The 21,321-nt window shown below is 72.5% G+C and carries 19 protein-coding genes; 13 read left to right on the forward strand and 6 right to left on the reverse strand.

All coding sequences use genetic code 11. The annotated features are described in order from the left end of the window. From EAD98_RS06420 to rny, 5 genes are all read left to right on the forward strand, one after another. Positions 1–672, forward strand: a 672-nt coding sequence (locus tag EAD98_RS06420; RefSeq protein ID WP_147457344.1) for an MFS transporter, incomplete at its 5' end; no start/stop codon positions are given. Positions 673–676: 4 nt separating this feature from the next. Then, positions 677–877 (forward strand): DUF3046 domain-containing protein, encoded by a 201-nt coding sequence (locus EAD98_RS06425; RefSeq protein ID WP_074318010.1) that lies wholly within the window; start codon positions 677–679, stop codon positions 875–877. Positions 878–1,061: 184 nt separating this feature from the next. Further along, a complete protein-coding gene (gene recA / locus EAD98_RS06430) occupies positions 1,062–2,108 on the forward strand; it encodes a recombinase RecA (protein WP_121653131.1) in 1,047 nt (348 codons plus the stop codon). Positions 2,109–2,122: 14 nt separating this feature from the next. Then, positions 2,123–2,821, forward strand: a complete 699-nt coding sequence (locus tag EAD98_RS06435) for a regulatory protein RecX (protein WP_121653132.1) — start codon at positions 2,123–2,125, stop codon at positions 2,819–2,821. Positions 2,822–3,433: 612 nt separating this feature from the next. Continuing rightward, positions 3,434–5,200, forward strand: coding sequence for a ribonuclease Y (gene rny, locus EAD98_RS06440; protein ID WP_121653133.1), 1,767 nt, complete (start codon positions 3,434–3,436; stop codon positions 5,198–5,200). A 126-nt stretch (positions 5,201–5,326) separates the two neighbouring features. On the opposite strand, the gene EAD98_RS06445 is transcribed toward rny, so the two are convergent. From EAD98_RS06445 to EAD98_RS06460, 4 genes are read right to left on the reverse strand one after another with little or no spacing between them, the layout of a single operon-like run. Beyond that, positions 5,327–6,313: an amino acid ABC transporter permease gene (locus EAD98_RS06445; protein WP_121653134.1), complete on the reverse strand. Its 987-nt coding sequence runs from the start codon at positions 6,311–6,313 to the stop codon at positions 5,327–5,329. Further along, the gene (locus EAD98_RS06450; RefSeq protein WP_121653135.1) at positions 6,310–7,017 is read right to left on the reverse strand and encodes an amino acid ABC transporter permease; all 708 of its coding nucleotides are present in this window, start codon (positions 7,015–7,017) and stop codon (positions 6,310–6,312) included. The genes EAD98_RS06445 and EAD98_RS06450 overlap by 4 nt, the downstream gene beginning before the upstream one ends. Before the next feature lie 39 nt (positions 7,018–7,056). Continuing rightward, positions 7,057–7,935 (reverse strand): glutamate ABC transporter substrate-binding protein, encoded by an 879-nt coding sequence (locus tag EAD98_RS06455; RefSeq protein WP_121653136.1) that lies wholly within the window; start codon positions 7,933–7,935, stop codon positions 7,057–7,059. A gap of 57 nt (positions 7,936–7,992) precedes the next feature. Next, the gene (locus EAD98_RS06460; protein ID WP_121653137.1) at positions 7,993–8,748 is read right to left on the reverse strand and encodes an amino acid ABC transporter ATP-binding protein; all 756 of its coding nucleotides are present in this window, start codon (positions 8,746–8,748) and stop codon (positions 7,993–7,995) included. A gap of 194 nt (positions 8,749–8,942) precedes the next feature. Here EAD98_RS06460 and selD point away from each other — a divergent pair, with 194 nt between their 5' ends. Together selD and EAD98_RS06470 are read left to right on the forward strand one after the other, a co-directional pair. Further along, positions 8,943–9,932 carry a selenide, water dikinase SelD gene (gene selD, locus EAD98_RS06465; RefSeq protein ID WP_121653138.1) on the forward strand — a complete coding sequence of 330 codons (990 nt, stop codon included), beginning with the start codon at positions 8,943–8,945 and terminating at the stop codon, positions 9,930–9,932. A gap of 229 nt (positions 9,933–10,161) precedes the next feature. Beyond that, positions 10,162–10,641, forward strand: a complete 480-nt coding sequence (locus EAD98_RS06470; RefSeq protein WP_121653139.1) for a hypothetical protein — start codon at positions 10,162–10,164, stop codon at positions 10,639–10,641. Positions 10,642–10,685: 44 nt separating this feature from the next. Here the strand turns inward: EAD98_RS06470 and EAD98_RS06475 are convergent, their stop codons facing one another. After that, positions 10,686–10,940: a DUF2277 family protein gene (locus tag EAD98_RS06475; protein ID WP_121653140.1), complete on the reverse strand. Its 255-nt coding sequence runs from the start codon at positions 10,938–10,940 to the stop codon at positions 10,686–10,688. 170 nt (positions 10,941–11,110) lie between these two features. On the opposite strand from EAD98_RS06475, the gene EAD98_RS06480 reads away from it, so the two are divergent. From EAD98_RS06480 to fxsT, 6 genes are all read left to right on the forward strand, one after another. Next, positions 11,111–11,299 (forward strand): hypothetical protein, encoded by a 189-nt coding sequence (locus EAD98_RS06480; protein ID WP_121653141.1) that lies wholly within the window; start codon positions 11,111–11,113, stop codon positions 11,297–11,299. Between the two features lie 63 nt (positions 11,300–11,362). Then, positions 11,363–13,657, forward strand: a complete 2,295-nt coding sequence (locus EAD98_RS06485; protein WP_233583733.1) for an FxsB family cyclophane-forming radical SAM/SPASM peptide maturase — start codon at positions 11,363–11,365, stop codon at positions 13,655–13,657. Beyond that, entirely contained in the window at positions 13,641–14,468 is an 828-nt protein-coding gene (locus tag EAD98_RS06490; RefSeq protein ID WP_233583734.1) for an aminoglycoside N(3)-acetyltransferase, read from the forward strand. The genes EAD98_RS06485 and EAD98_RS06490 overlap by 17 nt, the downstream gene beginning before the upstream one ends. A gap of 61 nt (positions 14,469–14,529) precedes the next feature. Then, a complete protein-coding gene (locus EAD98_RS06495; protein ID WP_158609772.1) occupies positions 14,530–15,180 on the forward strand; it encodes a TIR-like protein FxsC in 651 nt (216 codons plus the stop codon). Further along, positions 15,177–16,448, forward strand: a complete 1,272-nt coding sequence (locus EAD98_RS06500; RefSeq protein WP_121653144.1) for a TIR-like protein FxsC — start codon at positions 15,177–15,179, stop codon at positions 16,446–16,448. Before EAD98_RS06495 ends, EAD98_RS06500 begins: the two co-directional genes overlap by 4 nt. Beyond that, positions 16,445–20,314, forward strand: a complete 3,870-nt coding sequence (gene fxsT / locus EAD98_RS06505; RefSeq protein ID WP_121653145.1) for an FxSxx-COOH system tetratricopeptide repeat protein — start codon at positions 16,445–16,447, stop codon at positions 20,312–20,314. Before EAD98_RS06500 ends, fxsT begins: the two co-directional genes overlap by 4 nt. A gap of 73 nt (positions 20,315–20,387) precedes the next feature. On the opposite strand, the gene EAD98_RS06510 is transcribed toward fxsT, so the two are convergent. After that, complete coding sequence (locus tag EAD98_RS06510) at positions 20,388–21,296, reverse strand: alpha/beta fold hydrolase (protein WP_233578194.1); 909 nt, start codon at positions 21,294–21,296, stop codon at positions 20,388–20,390. Positions 21,297–21,321 lie beyond the last annotated feature (25 nt).

Genomic DNA, 21,321 nt, shown 5'->3' on the forward strand with positions numbered 1-21,321 from the left:
GACGGTGGCCCGGTCGGTGCGGCGCCGGCCGCCGCCCCGGTCACGGTGCGCGCCGCGCGCGGCGCCGGGATGCGCGCGGCCTGGTCGGTGGTACGCGCACGGCCGGCGGCCCGGCTCGGCATCGCGGCGGTGGCGGTCGGTCACCTGGTGATGGTCGCGGTGATGTCGATGACCCCGGTCCGGCTCGGTGAGTCGCATGCCGACGCCGACGTGCTGCGACTGGTCGGCATCGTGCTGAGCCTGCACATCGCCGGCATGTACGCGTTCTCCCCGCTGGTCGGCTGGCTCACCGACCGGCTCGGCCGCCGGGTGGTGATCCTCGGTGGGGTGGGGCTGCTGCTGGCCGCCTGCGCGGTCGCCGGCACCGCCGGGCATCACACGCCCCGGCTCTCGGTGGGGCTCGTCCTGCTCGGTCTGGGTTGGTCGGGGACGATGGTGGCCGGGTCGACGCTGCTCTCCGAGTCGGTGCCGGCCGGTGTGCGGCCGAGCGTCCAGGGGCTGTCCGACCTGACCATGGGGCTGGCCGGGGCCGGCGCCGCCATGGTCAGCGGGTTTGTGATGCAGGTGGCCGGTTATCCGGTGCTCGCCCTGCTCGCGGCGGTCGCGACGGTGCCCCTGGTGGCGCTAGCGTTGCGCCCGGTGCCGACCGGGGCACCGGACGAGGAGGGCTGATCACGTGCGGCTGACCGACTTCTGGGCGCGGCTGGAGGAGGCGTTCGGCCCCGGCTACGCGGCCAGCATCGCCCGCGACCAGGTGCTGTCCCAGCTCGATGGACGCACCATCGAGCAGGCGCTGGCGTCGGGGGAGCAGACGCACGTGGTGTGGCGGGCGGTCTGCGCCGCGTATCCCGACCGAGTGCCCGCGCGACTACGCTGAGCAGCCTTTTTCCGGCTTCCGCGTGTCGCTTGTCTTGTCGTACACCTGTTCGGCTATTGTCCACAGCGGGGTGCTCGTCCACAGCTCGCGGCCCGTCGGCTGGTTTTCTGTCGGACCCAGCGCCTAGCGTGTCCGCGTGACGCGAAGCTCAGCAAAGACGCCGGCGAAGGCAGGGGTGGCAACCATGGCAGCAGGGCCTGACCGGGAGAAGGCACTCGACCTTGCTCTCGCTCAGATTGACAAGCAGTTCGGCAAGGGCTCGGTGATGCGGCTGGGGGAGCGGCCCGTCATCCAGACCGCCGTGATCCCGACCGGTTCCATCGCGCTCGACGTGGCGCTCGGCGTGGGTGGCCTGCCCCGTGGCCGGGTGGTCGAGATCTACGGCCCCGAGTCCAGCGGTAAGACCACGGTGGCACTGCACGCGGTGGCCAGTGCCCAGCGGGCCGGCGGCATCGCGGCCTTCATCGACGCCGAGCACGCGCTCGACCCGGAGTACGCGAAGGCCCTCGGCGTCGACACCGACGCGATGCTGGTCTCCCAGCCGGACACCGGCGAGCAGGCGTTGGAGATCGCGGACATGCTGATCCGCTCCGGCGCGATCGACATCATCGTGATCGACTCGGTGGCGGCCCTGGTGCCGCGCGCCGAGATCGAGGGCGAGATGGGCGACAGCCACGTGGGCCTCCAGGCCCGGTTGATGAGCCAGGCGCTGCGGAAGATCACCGGTGTGCTCAGCAACACCGGCACCACGGCGATCTTCATCAACCAGCTCCGGGAAAAGATCGGCGTGATGTTCGGCAGCCCCGAGACCACGACCGGTGGTCGGGCGCTGAAGTTCTACGCCTCGGTCCGGCTCGACGTGCGACGCATCGAGAGCCTCAAGGACGGCACCGACGTGGTCGGTAACCGCACCCGGGTCAAGGTCGTGAAGAACAAGGTCGCGGCCCCGTTCAAGCAGGCCGAGTTCGACATCATGTACGGCAAGGGCATCTCGCGCGAGGGCTCGCTGATCGACGTCGGCGTGGAGCAGGCGATCATCCGCAAGTCCGGCGCCTGGTACACGTACGACGGCGACCAGCTCGGCCAGGGCAAGGAGAAGGCCCGGGAGTTCCTCAAGGAGAACCCGGACGTGGCCGCCGAGATCGAGAAGAAGATCCTGGAGAAGCTCGGCGTCGGCGTCGGCGCGGGTGACGCCGCCGGCGGCCCGGAGTTGCCGCCGGTCGACTTCTGACCGGTCGCTGACCCATGGCAGGACGACGCGCCCGTACGGGGCGAGGCTGGGATGCCAGTCCGCCCCGTACGGGCGACGCCACCGATCCGCCCCGCCCCCGCCGGGGTCGCCGTGGCCGGTCCGAGGAGGCCGGCGCGGCCGAGCCTCCGGCGCCACCTCGCGACGAGTCGGAGGTGGCCCGCGAGATCTGCCTGCGCCAGCTCGCCGTCCGGCCACGCACCCGGGCCGAGCTGGCCGGGGCGTTGGCCAAGCGGGGCATCTCCGAGCGGGTCTCGGCCGAGGTGCTCGACCGGTACGACGAGGTCGGCATCATCGACGACGCCGCGTTCGCCCGGGCCTGGGTCTCCAGCCGGCATTCCGGGCGGGGTCTGGCCCGGCGGGCGCTCGCGAACGAGCTGCGCCAGAAGGGCGTGGACGGCGAGGTGGCCACCGAGGCGCTCGGCGAGCTGGACGAGGAGACCGAGGCGGAGACCGCCCGTGCGCTGGTGGAGCGGAAGCTGCGTACCGCGCGGGGCGAGCCCGACGCGATCTTCCGCCGGCTGGTGGGCATGCTGGCCCGAAAGGGTTACCCGCCCGGCGTGGCGATCCGGGCCGTGAAGGACGCGATCGCCGCGCAGAGCGCCGAGGCGGCCGAGTTCGCCGAGCAGATCGACGCCGACGCGCTCGCCGACGCGGAGGGCGAGCTGGAGCGGGACAACCACCCGGCCGGGTGAGCGGCCCGCTGCTCCGGGGTGAACCCGCCGCGCCGCTCGGCGATGTCCACAATCGGACGGATGCGTCACACCAGGGCCGGCCCTGGCTGGTCGAGCGTCGTCCAGGGCGGGCTTGAGCCGGGGCTGAGCAGGCCCGACACGCTCACCGGCAGGGCCTCCTCGTGGAGTTTGTCCACTCCTGTCCGGCCCGACATCAGCAGGCGGTGATGCCGCGGCTTCTCTCCGTTCGGGGGGTTTGATCATGAGTTCTTGACCAGACCGCCCCCGGCGACCTAGCCTCGCCATACAGGCTCACATTGCCCGACCAAGCGCAGGCTAAGCGCACAACATAGATCGCGTAACAAGACAGCATCACTTTGGCCAGCGCAACCGGCCATACATCGCAGCTCCGGGCAGGCCGGTCCGGAGCCGGCGCGACAACTGCACCCGGCCGCCGACGATGCCCGCGGGCACCGCCGGCGGAGAGAGCTACCCCACGGCCAGTCGCTCCGGTCGGGCGTCCAGAGCCGCAGGAGCGTGCCCTTGGCACGGTCGCTGCGGTGCAGACGTATCAGGGGAGGCGGCCATGGCGGGGCGGCACAGGTTCACCGGCGGTCCGCACGAGGTCCCGGCATGAGCACCTTCGACATCGTGCTCCTCGCCGCCGTACTCATCCTGGCCCTGGTGGTGGTCGGCGCGGTGCTCTTCGGCGTGCGGACGCTGCGGCAGGTGGGCGCGGCCCCGGTGCCGGAGGACCCGGCGTTCATCGCCGAGAAGGACCGTCAGGAGCAGTCCCTGGCCGCCCTGCGCAGCGCGGCCGACCAGGCGAACAGCACGATCGACGTGGCGAAGTCGGCGGCGTCGGCCGCCCGGGCCGAGGCCGCAGCGGCGAAGGCGGAGGCGAAGGCGGCCCGGGCCGAGGCCCGCAGGGTGCTCGACGACGCCCGCGCGGAGGCCGACACCGTTCTCGAACGAGCCCACAAGCAGGCGGAGGCGGACGCCGAGCAGTTGCGCACCACGGCCCGGCGCAGCGGCGAGCGGGAGGTCGCGGTGCTCGCCGCCACCACCCGCGAGCAAGCGGCCGAGGTGGAGCGCCGGGCGGCCCGGATGGACGAGCGCGAGCGGCTGCACACCGAGGAGGTGGAGCGGTTCGCCGAGCGGGAACGGCAGCTCACCGCCGCCCGCGCCGCCCTCGCGGCCCGCGAGTCCGAACTCACCCGGCGGGAGGCCGAACTGGCCGAGGCGGAGGAGCTGCGCCGCCGGGAGCTGGAGCGGGTTGCCGGTCTCACCGCCGAGGCGGCCCGCCTGGAGCTGATCGACGCGATCGAGACGCAGGCCAAGCGGGAGGCGGCGCTGCTGGTGCGGGACATCGAGTCCGACGCCCGCAGCACCGCCGAGCAGCGGGCCCGACACATCGTGGTCGACGCGATCCAGCGGGTGGCGAGCGAGCAGACCGCGGAGAGCGTGGTCAGCGTCCTGCACCTGCCCGGCGACGAGATGAAGGGCCGCATCATCGGCCGGGAGGGGCGCAACATCCGCGCCTTCGAGTCGGTGACCGGGGTCAACCTGATCATCGACGACACCCCGGAGGCGGTGCTGCTCTCCTGCTTCGACCCGGTACGCCGGGAGGTCGGCCGGCTCACCCTGGAGAAGCTGGTGCTGGACGGGCGGATCCACCCGCACCGGATCGAGGAGGTCTACGACCTGGCCCGGCACGAGGTGGAGGAGCTCTGCCACCGGGCCGCCGAGGACGCCCTCGTCGAGGTCGGCATCACCGAGATCCACCCCGAGCTGGTGACCCTGCTCGGTCGGCTGCGCTACCGCACCTCGTACGGGCAGAACGTGCTCAAGCACCTGGTCGAGACCGCGCACATCGCCGGCATCATGGCCGCCGAGCTGCGGCTGGACGTGCCCACCATCAAGCGGTCGGCGTTCCTGCACGACATCGGCAAGGCGCTCACCCACGAGGTGGAGGGCAGCCACGCCATCATCGGCGCCGACCTGGCCCGCAAGTACGGTGAGCACGAGGACGTGGTGCACGCCATCGAGGCGCACCACAACGAGGTGCCCCCGCAGACCATCGAGGCCGTCCTCACGCAGGCCTCCGACGCCTGCTCCGGTGGTCGGCCCGGCGCGCGCCGGGAGAGCCTGGAGGCGTACGTCAAGCGGCTGGAACGGATCGAGGAGATCGCCGCCAGCAAGCTCGGCGTCGACAAGGTCTTCGCCATGCAGGCCGGCCGGGAGATCCGGGTGATGGTCAAGCCGGACGACGTGGACGACATCGGGGCGGCCGTGCTGGCCCGGGACGTGGCCAAGCAGATCGAGGAGGAGCTGACCTACCCGGGCCAGATCCGGGTCACCGTGGTCCGCGAGTCCCGGGTCACCGAGATCGCCCGCTGACCGCCCGCGCCTGGGGGCGCGGTGCGGTTCTCCCAGTCCGTGCAGGTAACCAACGACGGCAGCAGTGACCGAAGGGCCGCCCCGAACAGTTCGGGGCGGCCCTTCGATTGGTCGGTGTGGCGCGGATCAGGCGCCGCCGCCTCCGGCACCCCCGCCGCCGCCTTCGGCCTGCGAGATGAGCGCGGCCGGAGGCAGGTTCTGGGTCGGGGTGCCGGCCGTCTTGCGGCCCCGGGCGAGCCGCCGCTGGGCGTACTGGGCCAGCTTGGACAGCGAGTAGTTCACCACGATGAAGAGCACGGCGATCACGACGTAGACCTGGATCGGGTTGCCCAGGACGCCGATGATCTGCTTGCCGATGTTCAGGGTCTCCTCGTAGCTGATGATGAACCCCAGCGAGGTGTCCTTGAGCACCACGACCAGCTGGCTGATCAGCGCCGGCAGCATGATCCGGAAGGACTGCGGCAGCAGGATCATCCGGGTGATCTGCGCGGGGGAGAGCCCGATGGCGGCGGCGGCCTCCGCCTGGCCTCCCGGCAGTCCCTCCATGCCGGAGCGGAGGATCTCCGCGATGACCACCGAGTTGTAGATGGTCAGGCCGATGACCAGGTACCAGAGGTTGTCGAAGTACAGGCCGAACTCGGGGAAGCCGCGGGCCACGAAGAAGATGGTGAGCACGACGGGCAGGCCGCGGAACACCTCGACGCAGACCCGGGTGACCGCCGACAGCAGCGTGCTCAGCCCGCGCAGCAGGTACGCCACCGGCGTCGCCGCGCCGGTGAACCGGCGTCGGGTGAGGCTCTTGAGCTGGATCCTCAGTACGGCGAGCAGCGTGCCGACCACCAGCGACGCCACGATGGCCAGCGCCGCCGCGATCAGCGTGTTCTTGAAGCCGAGGCCGATCCGGTCCCAGACGAGGGAGAAGTTCTCGTTGGAGGGGTCGACGAGCGGACCCCACAACTCCATCGAGAACTGGCCCTTCTCGTCCAGCGGCCGGTAGATCAGGAAGTAGGCCCCGACGAGCAGGACCACCCCGGCGACGAGGCTGCTGATCAGCGTGATCCGCCGCTGCCGCGGCCCGGGGACGTCGTAGAGGACGCTGGTCTGCTGACTCATCGGGCCACCGCCTGTCGCTTCTCGATCCGGTCCAGCAGGGCGCCCAGCGGCACCGTCATGATCAGGTAGCCGATCGAGATGCCGATGGCGACCGGGATGAAGGCGTAGCCCTCCGCTCCGGTGAGCTGGTCGGCCGTGGCCGACAGATCGCCGACGACCCCGAAGAAGCCGGCCAGGGCCGAGTTCTTGATCATCGCGATGATCACCGAGCCGAGCGGCACCACCGAGGCCTGCCAGGACTGCGGCAGCACCACGTGGCGCAGGTTCTGCCCGAAGGTCAGGCCCAGCGACCGTGCCGCCTCCGCCTGACCGGCGGGCACCGCGTTCACACCGGACCGCAGCGCCTCACAGACGAACGCGGCGGTGTACAGCACGAGGGCGATCAGCGCGAACCGGAAGTACGGAAGGTCGGTGCCGAGCCGCGTGAACAACGAGTCGATCACCGGGATGCGGAGAAAGTCCGCGTTGGAGCCGAGTGCCGGCAGGCCGAAGGCGGCGAAGAACATCACCACGGTCAGCGGCATGTTGCGGAAGACGTTGACGTACGCCGTGCCGACCGCCCGCAGCGGCGGCACAGGGGAGATCCGCAGCACCGCCACGATCGCGCCCAGGATCAGGGCGCCGATCGCGGCGAGGATGCAGATCTGGAGGGTGAGCCAGAAGCCACCGGCAAAGACGTCGAACTTGTCGATGAGCACGTTCACGGGTCGGTGTTCCTCCCACCCTCCAGATCGAAGGTCAGATCAGTAGCGGTTGATGGTGGGCGCCGCGCCCAGCTCCGCGCCGAACTTGCCGGCGGTGTCGTCCCAGGCCTTCTTCCAGCTACCGTCGGCGACCGCCTTCTCCAGCGTGTCGTTGATGAAGGTGCGGAAGTCGTTGTCCTCCTTCTTCACCCCGATGCCGTACGGCTCCTTGGTGAAGTTGCTGCCGGCCAGCTTGAAGGACGCCTCGTCCTTGGCGATGTAGCCGAGCAGGATGACGTTGTCCGTGGTGACGGCGTTGACCTGGCCGCCCTTGAGGGCGTCGCGGCACTTGTCGTAGGTGTCGAAGAGCACCAGCTGGGTGCCCACGTCCTTGACGTACTGCTTGATCGTCTCGGCCGGGGTGGAGCCGGTGACGGAGCAGACCTTCTTGGTGCCGTCCTTGAACGAGTCCGGACCGGTGATGGTCGTGTCGTCCTTCTTGACCAGGATGTTCTGGCCGGCCTCGTAGTACGGGCCCGCGAAGGCGATGCGCTCCTTGCGCTTGTCGTTGATCGTGTACGTCGCGGCGACGAGGTCGACGTTGCCGTTGACGAGGACGTCCTCACGGACCTTCGACGGCGTCTCGACGTACTCGATCTTGTCCTCGGGGATGCCGAGCTCCTTGACGATGATCTTCGCGATCTCGACGTCGAAGCCCTCCGGCTTGCCCGACAGGCCCTTCTGGCCGAAGCCAGGCTGGTCGAACTTGGTGCCGACCTTGATCTTCTGGGCCTTGTTCAGCTTCTCCATGGTGCTGCCGGCGGCGAAGGACTTGCTGCCGGCGCCGGTGCCCTCTCCGCCGTCGTCGCCGCCACAGGCGGTCAGGCCGAGCGCCAGAGCGGCGACCGCGGCGACTGCCGCAACGCGCTTGATACGCATACTCTTCTCCTTCTTCAACGGGGCCCGCCGGTGGCCGGCGTGCTCCACTACGAACGCCTAGTGCGTGAGGATCTTGGAGAGGAAGTCCCGGGCGCGCTCACTGCGCGGGTTGGCGAAGAACTCCGCCGGCGGGGCGTCCTCGACCAGTTGGCCGTCGGCCATGAAGATGACCCGGTTCGCGGCGTGCCGCGCGAAGCCCATCTCGTGGGTGACCACGACCATCGTCATGCCGTCCCGGGCCAGCGAGGTCATCACGTCCAGCACCTCGCCGACCATCTCCGGGTCGAGCGCGCTGGTCGGCTCGTCGAAGAGCATCGCCTTGGGCTGCATGGCCAGTGCCCGGGCGATGGCCGCCCGCTGCTGCTGGCCGCCGGAGAGCTGGGCCGGGAACTTGTCCGCCTGGTTGGCGATGCCGACCCGGTCGAGCAGGGCGAGGCCACGCTCACGGGCCGCGGTCGGCTTCTCCTTGCGGACCTTGATCGGGCCGAGGGTGACGTTCTCCAGGATGGTCTTGTGGGCGAAGAGGTTGAAGGACTGGAACACCATCCCGACCTCGCTGCGCAGCTTCGCGAGCGGCTTGCCCTCGGCCGGCAATGGCTGCCCGTCGAAGGTGATGGTGCCGGAGTTGATCGGTTCCAGTCGGTTGATGGTGCGGCACAGCGTCGACTTGCCGGAGCCGGACGGGCCGATCACGACGACCACCTCGCCCCGGCCCACCGACAGCGAGACGTCGTCCAGCACGTGCAGCGGCCCGAACCACTTGTTGACCGCGTCCAGCACGATGAGCGGTTCGCCCGTCGTCACGTCGTCCACCGTCCCTGTCGTCTCCCGGATTGGGGTCGGTTGACCCCCGGTGCGGCCACTGTAGGCGGCGTGATGTGGCGGAACGCAACCTGGCGGGTCACGGAGCGGTAACACCGGTCGCGTTCGTCGCGACGAGTCCGATTCCGGTCACCGTGCGGGCCTCATCGGTGGCGTCGACGGCGTGTTACCGAGATCATGGGGGGATGACCGAACCGGTACGCCTGACCCGGTATGCCCGTGGCGGCGGCTGCGCCTGCAAGATCCCCCCGGGCGAGCTGGAGATCATGGTCGCCGGTCTCGGCCCGGCCACCGGCACCGCGGAGCTGCTGGTCGGGTTGGACCACGGCGACGACGCGGCGGTGGTCCGTCTGGACGAGCGGACCGGCCTGGTGAGCACCGCCGACTTCTTCACACCGGTGGTCGACGACGCGTACGACTGGGGTCGGATCGCCGCGGCGAACGCGCTCTCCGACGTGTACGCGATGGGCGGTGTCCCGCTGGTCGCGCTCAACCTGCTCTGCTGGCCGCGCGACGTGCTGCCGCTGGAGCTGGCCCGCGAGGTGCTGCGGGGCGGCCAGGACGTGGCCCGGGAGGCCGGCTGCCATCTGGCCGGCGGGCACAGCGTGGACGACGAGGGTCCGAAGTACGGCCTCGCGGTCACCGGCACCGTCCGGCCGGAGGAGTTGATCACGCTCGACGCGGGCCGGGCCGGGGTGCCGCTGTCGCTCACCAAGCCGCTCGGGGTGGGTGTGCTGAACACCCGGCACAAGGCCACCGGCGAGATCTTCCCCGAGGCGGTGGCCACGATGAGCGCGCTCAACCGGGACGCCGCCCGGGCGGCGGTCGCCGCCGGCATCCGGTGCGGCACCGACGTGACCGGGTTCGGCCTGCTCGGGCACGCCTCGAAGCTGGCCCGTGCGAGCCGGCTGACGGTGGCCATCGACACCGCGCGGGTGCCCTACCTGGCCGGTGCGCGGGAGGCGCTGCGCGACGGGTACGTCAGCGGCGGCAGCCGGCGCAACCTGGAGTGGGTCACCCCGTGGACCGACTTCGGGGCCGTGGGCGAGGACGAACGGCTGCTGCTGGCCGACGCGCAGACCTCCGGCGGCCTGCTGGTCGCCGGTGAGCTGCCGGGCGCGCCCGTGGTGGGGGAGCTGCTGCCCCGCGGGGAGCACCGGGTCGTCCTGCGCTGACGAGGGGCGCCACAACCGGGTTGGGACACGCGCCGCCGGTGGTGCGGCGGGCGCACCATACCCGATAAACTGTCACCTTCCCGCTACTCTGAGCATTGGCGGTCAGGGAAATTTTGCCCGGAATGGTCACAGACCGGTAACTTGCCCCCGGCTGAGGTCATATGCCCCCCACCATCGTCAGTAAGGCCCGATCCGGAGGCCGGTGGGACGAACGCAGCGAGGAGGCGGAATGACCGAGCTGTGGAACTGGAGAATCGACCGGGTACGACCCGTGGAGGTCTACCCGGCGCTGGCCGAGGCGCTCGGCCGAGTGGTGATGCCGTTGGCGGTGGCCGACCCGGCCCGGCTGCCGGCGTACGCAGTGGTCTGCGACGTCTGGCAGGCGCCGGGCGAGTTCGCGACGATGGTGGACTGCTACGGGGTGCCCGAGCGGCTTCCCGAGCACGCCAGCATCGCCGCGCTGGCCCGTCTGCTGGACCGCAACTGCCTGCTGCGCGACGACACGCTCGACGCGGGCCGGCACCTGCTCGTCGCGCCGGACGGCACGGTCCGCCCGGTGCACTTCGACATCCGGGACACGGACGACGGCGAGGTGCTCAGCGGGCAGCGGCTCTGCACGCTGGCCGACCCGGGCTGCCGGGGCTGGTCACAGTGTCACCGCTCGCGCTGGGCGCCCGACACGATCGCTCCGGCGCTCGCCGCGGCCTGACCCCGACCGGGCGAGGTCAGCCCGGTGGGCGGGCGCGCTGGTGGTCAGCCGCGGCTCGCGGCGGTGGCCGGCCGGTCCGCGGCGGCGGACCCGGCCCCCCGGACCACCAGCTGGTCGAGCAGGGTGCGGGTGGCCTCGGTCACGGCGGCCACCGCGGCGTCGAACGCGGCGGCGTTGTGCGCGGCGGGCGCCCGGAATCCCGAGATCTTCCGGACGTACTGCAACGCCGCGGCCTCGATGTCCGCGTCGGTCACCTGCGGGGTGAACGGCTCACGCAGCGTCTTGATGCTCCGGCACATGTGACACTCCTCGTCTGTCTCTGTCGACACCCCGGTTGCCACCGGCGGTGCCGGCGGCCGCACCGACGGTGACATTGAGTCGATATTTGTCTATCCTGGTCACGGACCAGAGCCTTTCGAGCCATTGTCGCCGCTCGCGCTCCCGCGCCCCGGGCCCCCGGAGACTCATTGTGGACCATGCCCCCACCCGTTCATCCCGTCCCGCGCTCGACGATCTGAGGCGTAGCCTGCACACCCCGCTGGAGCGGATCGCGGTCGAGCATGCCGACCTGGTCGCCACGGTCCGGCAGCGCGTCCTCGCCGGTGAGTCGATGCCCTCGGGCGCCGTTCCCGTCGCCGCCTTCAACTCGTCCATCTGATCGATGGCCTGCCGGTGCGGCTCGCCCGGGTCGGGCGGATCCTGCCGGCGGATCAGCCAGTTCGTGCTGAAGGTGCACAGCAGGTGCGACCTCAGCTGCGACCACTGCTACGTCTACCAGCACGCCGACCAGACCTGGCGTGGCCGACCGGTCCGGATGCCACCGGCCACCGTCCGGGCCGCCGCGAAGCGGATCGCCGAGCACGCGCGCGAGCATGACCTGCCGGTCGTGCACGTGGTGCTGCACGGCGGCGAGCCACTGCTGCTGGGCGCGGCCGGGCTGCGCGAGGTGTTGGCCGACCTGCGGGCGGTGATCGCCCCCTGGACGCGGCTCGACCTGCGCATCCAGACCAACGGCGTGCTGCTCGACGAGGAGCTGTGCGGTGTGCTGGTCGACCACGACGTGCGGGTCGGCGTGTCGTTCGACGGCGACCGCGCCGCCAACGACCGGCACCGCGTTTTCGCCCACGGCGGCAGCAGCCACGACCACGTCCGGCGGGCCCTGGCCCTGCTCCGTCAGCCCGCTCATCGCGCCAGCTACGCCGGCATCCTGTGCACCGTCGACGTCCGCAACGATCCCGACCGGGTGTACGAGGCACTGCTGGCCGAACACCCGCCCCGGGTCGACCTGTTGCTGCCGCACGCCACCTGGGACCGCCCTCCGGACCGCCCTGGCGACACGGCCACCCCGTACGCCGACTGGCTGGGGCGGATCCACCGGCGGTGGGTGGACGACGGGCGGCCCGTGTCGATCCGGCTGTTCGAGGCGCTGCGCCCGGGTGGAGGCGGCACCGAGGCGTTCGGCCTCGCCCCGGCCGACGTGCTCGTGGTCGAGGCGGACGGCACCTGGGAACAGGTCGACTCGCTGAAGACCGCGTACCACGGCGCGGCCGGCACCGGATTCGACGTGTTCGGTCAGTCGGTCGACGAGGCCGCCCGGCACCCGGGGGTCACCGTCCGACAGGCCGGCGTGGCGGGGCTCAGCGCCACCTGCCGGGCCTGCCCGGTCGTCGACCGGTGCGGTGGTGGCCTGTACGCCCATCGTTGGCGCACCGGCTCCGGGTTCGACAACCCCTCGGTGTACTGCGCCGACCTGCGCCGCCTGATCGACACGGTGGCCGCGTACCCGCCACCGGGCCACGCCGCCGGCTCCGCGCCGCCCGAGCGGGACGACTGGCCCGTCGACGAGCTGCTGGACGAGCTGGCGACCGGGCACGAGTCGGAGCGGACCCTCGACCTGCTCGCCGCCACCCAGCTCTCCATCACCCGGGCGCTGCTGGCGGCCTGGCGGGAGAAGACCGGCCCCACCGCCGCCTGGGAGCTGCTCGCGCACCTCGACGGCGCGGCGCCGGACGCGGTCCGGGCGGTCCTGACCCACTCCTTCGTCCGCCCGTGGCTGGTGCGCCGCCTCGGCCCGTCGACCCGGTCCGGGCCACCCCGGGCCGCCGACCCGCTGCCGGCGTTGGCCGTCGTCGCCGCCCTCCGGGCGGGCGTCCCGGCCGCGCTGAGCGTCCCGGTGCGGGCCGGCACGATCATGCTGCCCACGCTCGGCAGCCTGGCGTTGCCGTACGCCGGCGGGAAGAGTGTCGACGTGACCGTCCTGCCGGGCGGGTTCCGGGTCGGTGACGGTCCGGCGGAGCAGGTGGTGTCCCTCGACCCGGCCGGGCCACCGCCGGCCGGCTGGCGACCCACGCGCCGCGTGCCGGTACCCGGTCGCCACCTGCTCATCGAGGACGGCGACCCGCACCGGGACTGCTACGGCCAGCCGGTCGCGTCCCGTCTGGACGACGGGGCCGCCCGAGCGTTGGGCCGTACCCTGGCGGACGCCTGGGGCGTCGTGCACCGCGACGTGCCGGCCCACGCGGCGGCGCTCGACGCCGGTCTGCGCGCCGTCGTGCCGCTGACCCCCGACCCGACGAGACCACTGCGGAGCGCCACCGCCCGGGACGCGTTCGGCGCGGTCGCCGTCACCCCCACCGCGGACCCGGAGGCGATGGCGGTGCTGCTCGTGCACGAGTGGCAGCACGCGAAGCTAGGTGCGGTGCTCGACCTGTACGACCTCGTCGAGCCGGACTCGGCCACCCGGATCCGGGTGCCCTGGCGCCCGGATCTCCGGCCACCCGAGGGCGTGCTCCAAGGGGTGTACGCGCACCTGGCGGTGACCCAGGTGTGGCGGTCCCGGGCGGACGCCGACCGGCCCGAGCATCAGGACGCGCCGGCGCACGCGGCCCGCTACCTGTCGTGGACGCGGGACGGCGCCGACGCGCTCCTGGCCAGCCGCACGCTCACCCCGGCGGGGGACCGGTTCGTCGGGCGGCTGCGGCACGCCCTGGAGGAGACCCGTGTCGGGCCCGGATGAGCCACGCCACCTGCCCGCGCTCGACCGCCCCCGCCTCGCCGAGGACCTGCGGGCGTTGGGCGTCCGTGCCGGTGCGTGCCTCCTCGTGCACTGCGGCCTACGTCGGGTGGGCCCGCTGGAGCAGGGCCCCTCGACGCTGGTCGGCGCGCTGCGCGACGTCCTCGGCCCCGCCGGCACGCTGCTGGTACCCACCCAGACCGACGGCAACTCGACCACCTCCCGGACGTACCTCGCGGCCACCGACGGTATGGACGCGGCGCAGCGCGCCCGGTACGAGGCGGCCCTGCCGGGCTGGGACCGCCGGACCACCCCCTCGCAGCGGATGGGGGTGCTCGCCGAGTTCGTCCGGTGTGCCCCCGGCGCGGCCCGCAGCGACCATCCGCAGACCTCGTTCGCCGCGCTCGGCCCCCGGGCGCGGCAGCTCACCGACGGCCACGACCTCGACTGCCACCTGGGCGAACGCTCACCGGTGGGCGCCCTGTACGCGGCGGACGGCCAGGTTCTGCTGCTCGGCCTCGGCTACGAGGCTTGCAGCGCGCTGCACCTGGCCGAGTACCGCCTGCCGGTGCCGCCGCCGGAGCGGGACTACCGCTGTTTCCGGCTCGTCGACGGGCGTCGGGTCCGCCTCGACTTCCGCGCCCTCGACCTGGACGACAGCGACTTCCCGAAGGTGGGGGCCGCGCTCGACGCCGAGCCGTTCGTCCGGCACGGCCCGGTCGGCCACGCGCACGCACGACTCCTGCCCCTTCGCGCCACTGTGGACTTCGCGGTCGGCTGGTTCGCCGCGAACCGCTTGGCGGTCCGCCGTTGACGCGGGGACTACGCTGATGTTCCGGCCGCGTGGGGAGGGCGGAGGGGTTGCGGTGAGCACAATGGACGCACCCTCCGGCGCGCGCGCCCCACTGTTCTTCCTCAGCTACTCCCTGCCGCCGATCCACTGGGCCACCGGCAACCCCGCCGAGAACATCTCCCGCTTCTACAAGGACCTGTCGGTCCACGTCAGCGAGCTGGTCGGCCCGGTGACCGGCGTGGACCCGGGCTTCCTGGACAGCTCCATGGCGGGCGGGGAGCGCTGGAACCCGGAGCTGCTCCAGGCCGCCGGCACCTGCCAGGTCTTCGTTCCGCTGGTGTCCAGCGCCCTGCTCGGCAGCGACTGGTGCGGCCGGGAGTGGGACGCCTTCTCCCGTCGGCGGATCGTTCCGCGCCCCGGCGCCTCCTCGGCGCACGAGACGGCGATCGTGCCCGTCACCTGGTCACCGACGAACGGCACGCCACTGCCACGGGTGCTGCGCGACATCCAACGGTTCACCCCGACCGCGATGCCGGATCCCGACATCGCGGTGCACTACCAGCGGGATGGGGTCTACGGCTTGTTGACCATGCAGTGGGAGAACGCGTACCGGGCGGTGGTCTGGCGGCTCGCCCAACGGATCGTGGCCATCCACCGGTCGTACGTGGTGGAGCCGTGGGTCCCGTCGAGCGTGGACGAGCTGTGCAACCGGTTCGCCGAGGAACCCGGATGAGCCCGCCGGCGAGCCGACGCCGGGCGGCGGCCCGGGGGACGTACTTCTTCCTCAGCTATGCCCACTCCGCGCCGCCGCAGGGCGCCCGGGCCGACTCCGACGTCTGGGTGGGCCAGTTCTTCGCCGACCTGACCGCGGAGGTGACCCGGCAGGCGCGGCCGGTGGCCGGCATGCGGATCGGGTTCTTCGACCAGCACATCCCGTTGGGCGCCGACTGGAAGGCGGCCCTCGCGGAGGCGCTCGGCGACGCGGAGGTCTTCGTCCCGCTCTACTCGCCCGGCTACTTCAGCCGCCCGTGGGCGTTGGGGGAGCAGGAATCCTTCCGGGCCCGGCTGGCCGCCGCCGGGTCGGCCCGGGCCGCCGCGGGCCACCTCAACCCGGTGCTGTGGATCCCCTTCCCGCCGTGGGAGACCCATCCGGAGCTGGACGGCGCCCTGGACCTGGGGCGGGACGTCCCGGAGTACGCCGAGAACGGCCTGCGTGCACTCTGCATGTTGGCCTCCTACCGGGCACAGTACGAACTCCTGTTGAGCCGGCTGGCCGGTCGGATCGTGCACACCGCCGAGCGGCGTCCGCTGGGCCCCTCCCGGGCGCCCGGCCTGGACGAGGTCACCCGCCCGGGGCCGACCGACCCGGATTTCGTCGTCGCCGTCCTGGCCCCCACCCGGGACCGCCTGCCCACCGACCGTGATCCCGCCGGCTACGCCGCCAGCGGCCGGCTCTGGCGGCCGTACGGCCGACGTCAGGAGCTGCCCGCCGCCGAGTACGCGGCCAGCACCGCCGAGCGGCTCGGGTTGTCGGCGCGCACGGCCGACTTCGCGCAGGCCGCCGGGCTGCTCGAACGCCGACCGGCCGTGCTCCTGGTCGACCCGTGGATCGTGGCGGCGCCGGGTGCGCTCGGCAGCGTCGAAGGCCTGCTGCACGGCCTACGGGAGTGGGTCGTCCCGCTCGTGGTCACCGACGACGGCGACGCCCAGGACGCCGCGCGTTGGGCCACCGAGGTGACGGAGCTGCTGCACGACGCCGGTCTGCCCCAGGTGAAGCAGGCGTGCACCATGCGGGAGTTCGTCGACCTGATGCCGGCGCTGGTGACCGAGGCCCGCCGCCAGTTCCTCAAGCACGCCCCGGTCGCCACCTTCCCCCCGCCACCGGAGCCGGTGCCCAGCCTGCGCGACGCGCCGCCCGCTCCCGGCCCGGCGAATCCGCCCGCCCCTGCGTCCCCGCCCGATGATCCGGCGACACCGCGTCCCCACGGAGAGACCCCATGAGCAACGATCGCGAAGGCCAGGTCGTCACCTTCTACTCGTTCAAGGGTGGGACGGGCCGGACGATGGCGCTGGCCAACGTGGCCTGGATCCTGGCGGCCAGCGGACGGCGGGTCCTGGTCGCGGACTGGGACCTCGAGTCACCCGGCCTGCGCCGCTTCTTCCATCCCTTCCTCGACGCCGAGGCGATCCAGGGCACCAGCGGCGTCATCGACCTCATCCGCGACTACGAGTGGGAGACCACCCGGGCCGACGACCGCCCCGAGCGGTGGATGGAGCAGTACGCCCGGGTCGGCCGCCACGCGTTCTCGCTGCGCTGGAGCTTCCCGGACGGCGGCGGCCTCGACTTCCTCTCCGCCGGCCGGCAGAACAGCGACTACGCCGTCTCGGTGAGCGGGCTGGACTGGGACAACTTCTACAACCGGCTGGGCGGGGCGCAGTTCTTCGAGGCGCTGCGGGCGGACATGAAGCGGCAGTACGACTTCACCCTGATCGACAGCCGGACGGGGCTGAGCGACGTCGCCGACATCTGCACCCTGCACCTGCCGGACACCCTGGTCGACTGCTTCACCCTCAGCGACCAGGGCATCGACGGCGCGGCCCGGGTCGCGCACTCGGTGCGGGACCGCTACCGGCGGCGGGACATCCGGGTCCTGCCGGTGCCGATGCGGGTGGACCAGGCCGAGAAGGAGCGCGCCGAGGCGGGCCGCCTGCTGGCCATGCGCAGGTTCGCCGGGCTGCCCACCGGGATGACGGAGGCGGAGCGGCGCCGGTACTGGGCGGCGGTGGAGGTCCCGTACCGGCCGTTCTACGCGTACGAGGAGACCCTCGCGACGTTCGGCGACCCGCCCGGCTCGCCGACGTCGCTGCTGGCCGCGTTCGAGACGTTGACCGGGATCCTCACCGACGGTGCGGTGACCGCGCTGCCGGTGATGGACGAGTCGGTGCGGGAACGGGGCAAGGCCCGTTTCCGCCGGCGCACCGAGGCGATCGACGACCAGATCGTGCTCCGTTGCGCCCCGGAGGACGCTATCTGGGCCGAGTGGCTGGAGCGGGTGCTCAGCTCGGCCGGGATGCGGGTGGTGGACCCGGGGTCCGCCGTCGGGTCCGCCGGTACGCCCGCCCCGCGCACGCTGACCGTGGTCTCGCCGGCCTACGTGGCGACGCCGTCCGGTGGCCTGCCGGCGCGCGACACGAGCACCGGCTCCACGGCCCTGGCCGTGTACGTCTCCGACCTGCGCCCGTTGGCGGAGTTCCCCGCCCAGAGTTCGACCAACCTGGTCAACGTGAGCGCCGCGACGGCGGTGGAGCGGGTGTTGCGGCTGGTCGGCCGGCCGGTGCCGTCGTCGGCGGACGGCCCGGCGGGCGGGGGCGCCCGCTACCCCGGCGCCGAGCCGTTGATCTTCAACGCGCCCAACCGGAACGCCCGCTTCACCGGCCGCGAGGACGACCTGGCGCAACTGCGCGCGCAGTTGCAGAGCGGGGGCAGCGCGGTGGTGCTGCCGGTCGCTCTGCAGGGCATGGGCGGCGTCGGCAAGACGCAGGTCGCCCTGGAGTACGTGCACCGGTTCAAGGCGGCCTACGACGTGGTGTGGTGGATCGTCGCGGACCCGCCCCAGTTCGTCGACACGGCCCTGGCCGACCTCGCCGGTCGGCTCGGCATCGCCGCCGGGCCCACCCTGCCCGACACCGTCCGGTCGGTGCTCCAGGTGCTGGGCCGGGGCGAGCCGTACGAGCGGTGGCTCGTCGTGCTCGACAACGCCGAGGAACTCGACCAGATCGAGCCGTTCCTGCCGCAGGGCCCCGGGCACGTCCTGCTGACCTCCCGCAACCGCGCCTGGGGTGATCGGGCGAACCCGATCCAGGTCGACGTCTTCGACCGCACCGAGAGCGTCGCGCACCTCGCCCAGCGGGTGCCCACGATCAGCGCCGAGGAGGCCGACCGGGTCGCCGAGGCGCTCGGCGACCTGCCGATCGCGGTGGCCGCCGCCGGCGCGTGGCTCGCCGACACCGGCACGTCGGTCGCCGACTACCTGCGGCAGATCGAGCGCCACGGCCCCAGCGCGCTCTCCGTGGAGGCCACCTGGGACCTGTCGTTGAACCGGCTGCACGATCAGGCGCCCGCCGCGTACCGGCTGTTGCAGCTCTGCTCGGTGCTCGCCCCGGAGATCGCGCTCGACCTGATCTACAGCGACGAGATGGCGGCGGCCCTGGTGCCGTTCGACCCGTCGGTGTCGGAGCGGCTCGTGCGCGGCGCCCTGATCCAGCAGATCAACCGGCTGGCGCTGCTCAAACTCGACGTCCAGGGCGGCCGGGTCCAGGTGCACCGACTCCTGCAGGCGGTCGTTCGGGACCGGATGACCGACGACGAGATCGCCACCGCGCGGCACCAGGTGCACCTGGTGCTGGCCGCGTCCCGGCCACGCGGCGACGTGGACGACCCCACCACCTGGCCCCGGCTGCGCATGCTCTGGCCGCACCTCGAGGTCTCCGAGGCGGTGACCTGCCCCGACGAGCCGGTGTGTCAACTGCTGATCGATCGGGTCCGCTACCTGTGGCAGCGCGGCGGTCTGGAGCAGGCCGACGGGTTCAGCCAGCAGGTGGACGACACCTGGTCCGCACGGCTGGCCGACCTGGACGACGAGGGTGCGGCCACGGCGCTGCGTCGACAGTTGCTGCACCTGCGATTCAACCGGGCGAACATCCTGCGCAGCCTGGGCCGGTTCGACGACTCCCGGGACCTGGACGAGGCGGTGCTGGCCGAGCAGCGCCGGCTGTTGGGCCAGTTGCACCCGCACACGCTGATGACCGCCGGCAGCCTCGCCGGTGACCTGCGGGCGCTCGGCCGGTACGCCGAGGCGCTGGAACGGGACCGGTCCACCTACGCCTCCTGGCTCCAGGTGTTCGGCGAGGACCACCCGCGGACGTTGAGCGCGGCCAACAACCTCGCCGTCTCGTACCGGCTGGTCGGCGACTACCGGTCGGCCCGCCGCTGGGACGACGAGGTGCACCAGCGGCGGCGACTGGTGCTCGGCCCCACCAACCCGTACACGCTGATCTCGGCCGTCCGCCTGGGCAGCGACCTGCGCGAGGCCGGCGAGTACGAGAGGTCGGCCACCCTGCTGCGCACCGTCCACGACGCGTACTGCGAGGTGCTCGGTCCCGACGACGCCCTCTCCCTCGGCGCCCAGGTCAACCTGGCGGTGTCGCTGCGCAGCGCCGGGCGGGCGGGCGAGGCCGCCCCGATGTTCGAGACGGCCTACCGGAAGCTCGACGAACGCTTCGGGCCGGACAACCCGGACACGGTGGCGTGCCGGTCGAGCCGGGCGGCGAACCTGCTGGCCGTCGGCGACGCGGCCCGGGCGCTGACCGAGATGATCGCGGTCACGCAGGCGTACGAGGAGGATCTGCGCCTCGGCGCCACCCATCCGCACACCCTGGCGACGTTGAGCAACATCTCCGCCGTCGAACGTGCGGTCGGCCGCCGGTCGGCGGCCCTCGCGTCGGCCAGTCGCGCGGTGAGCGAGCTGCGCAAGGTGCTCGGCCCCGATCACCCGCACACCCTGGCGGCCGAGGTGAACCAGGCGGTGTGCCTCGCCGAGGACGGCGAGTGGGTGCCGGCGCGGGACCGGCTGCGGGAGACCGCCGACCGGCTGTCCCAGGTGATCGGCGCGGATCATCCCGACACGCTGCGCTGTCTCGGCGATCTCGCACTGGTGTCGAGGCGCGCCGGCGACGGCGCTCCCGCCGAGGCCGTCACCGCGGTGGCCGACCGACTGGCCGAGGTGATCGGCCAGGAGCATCCGACCGTGCAGACCCTGCGGGAGCGGCGGTTCATCGTCCGGGTCATCGACCCGCACCCGTTCTGACCGAGGGCGGGACGCGGCCCGGCGGGCGCTCCGGCCCTCCGGGCCGCCGTCGTGGCCGGGGTGCGGCTCGGGCTCAGAGCCGCGGGCTGGCCGCGAGCTCCGGTGTGGCCAGCCACGCCAGGGTCTGCGGCAGGATCTCCACCGCGCCGAAGTGCGCGGCGCCGGCCTGCACCTGGACCTCGGCGTGTGGGATCTGCGAGGCGAGCCACCGGGAATGCTCCACCGGCGAGAAGCGGTCCTGCTCGCCGTGCCACAGCCGGACCTGCGCGCGGATGGCGCCGAGGTCGAATCCCCAACCCCGCCGCATCGCCAGCACGTCGTCGATCCAGCCCTCGGGGCCGTGCCGCAGCGCCTCGGCGTACATGTCGGTCAGCAACCGGCGGATCGCGACGTCGTCGACCACCCGGATGTCGGCCTCGGGCAACTGGGGGCGGAGGAACTCCAGCAGCGTCATCGGGTCCCGCCGGGCCTGCTCCGCACGGACCTTCAGGTTGAGCGTGAGTTCGGCCAGGTCCTCGTCGGCCTGCCCGTAGTCCTCGACGTTGGTCTCGGACATGCCGGCGTACCAGTCCAGGTCGGGTGCGCCCGCCGGGGCGAGCCCCACCAGCACGGCGGCCCGGGTGACCCGGTCCGGCAGCAAGGCGGCGCAGGCCAGCGCGTGCGGGCCGCCGCCGGAGCGGCCCACCACCGCGAACCGCTCGATGCCGAGGTCATCGGCGATGGCCGCCACGTCGGCCGCCGCGTCGGCGACCCGACGGCCCTCGTGCCGGCAGGAGTCGCCGTAGCCGGGCCGGTCGTAGCAGACGAGTTGCACGCCGAGGCGGTAGAGGACGATGCCGCGTGGGCGGGGGCCGCTGCGGCTGCCCGGTGTGCCGTGCAGCAGGAAGACCGCGGGCCCGTCCGGCGAGCCGGAGGTCTCCACCGCGAGGCGCCGCCCGTCCGGAGTGACGACGGAGTGCTGTGCCGCATGTTGTCGCGTCACGGTTGCCTCCCGCGGGTCGTCATGT

The organism is Micromonospora sp. CV4, from assembly GCF_003667455.1.
Taxonomy (GTDB): Bacteria; Actinomycetota; Actinomycetes; order Mycobacteriales; family Micromonosporaceae; genus Micromonospora.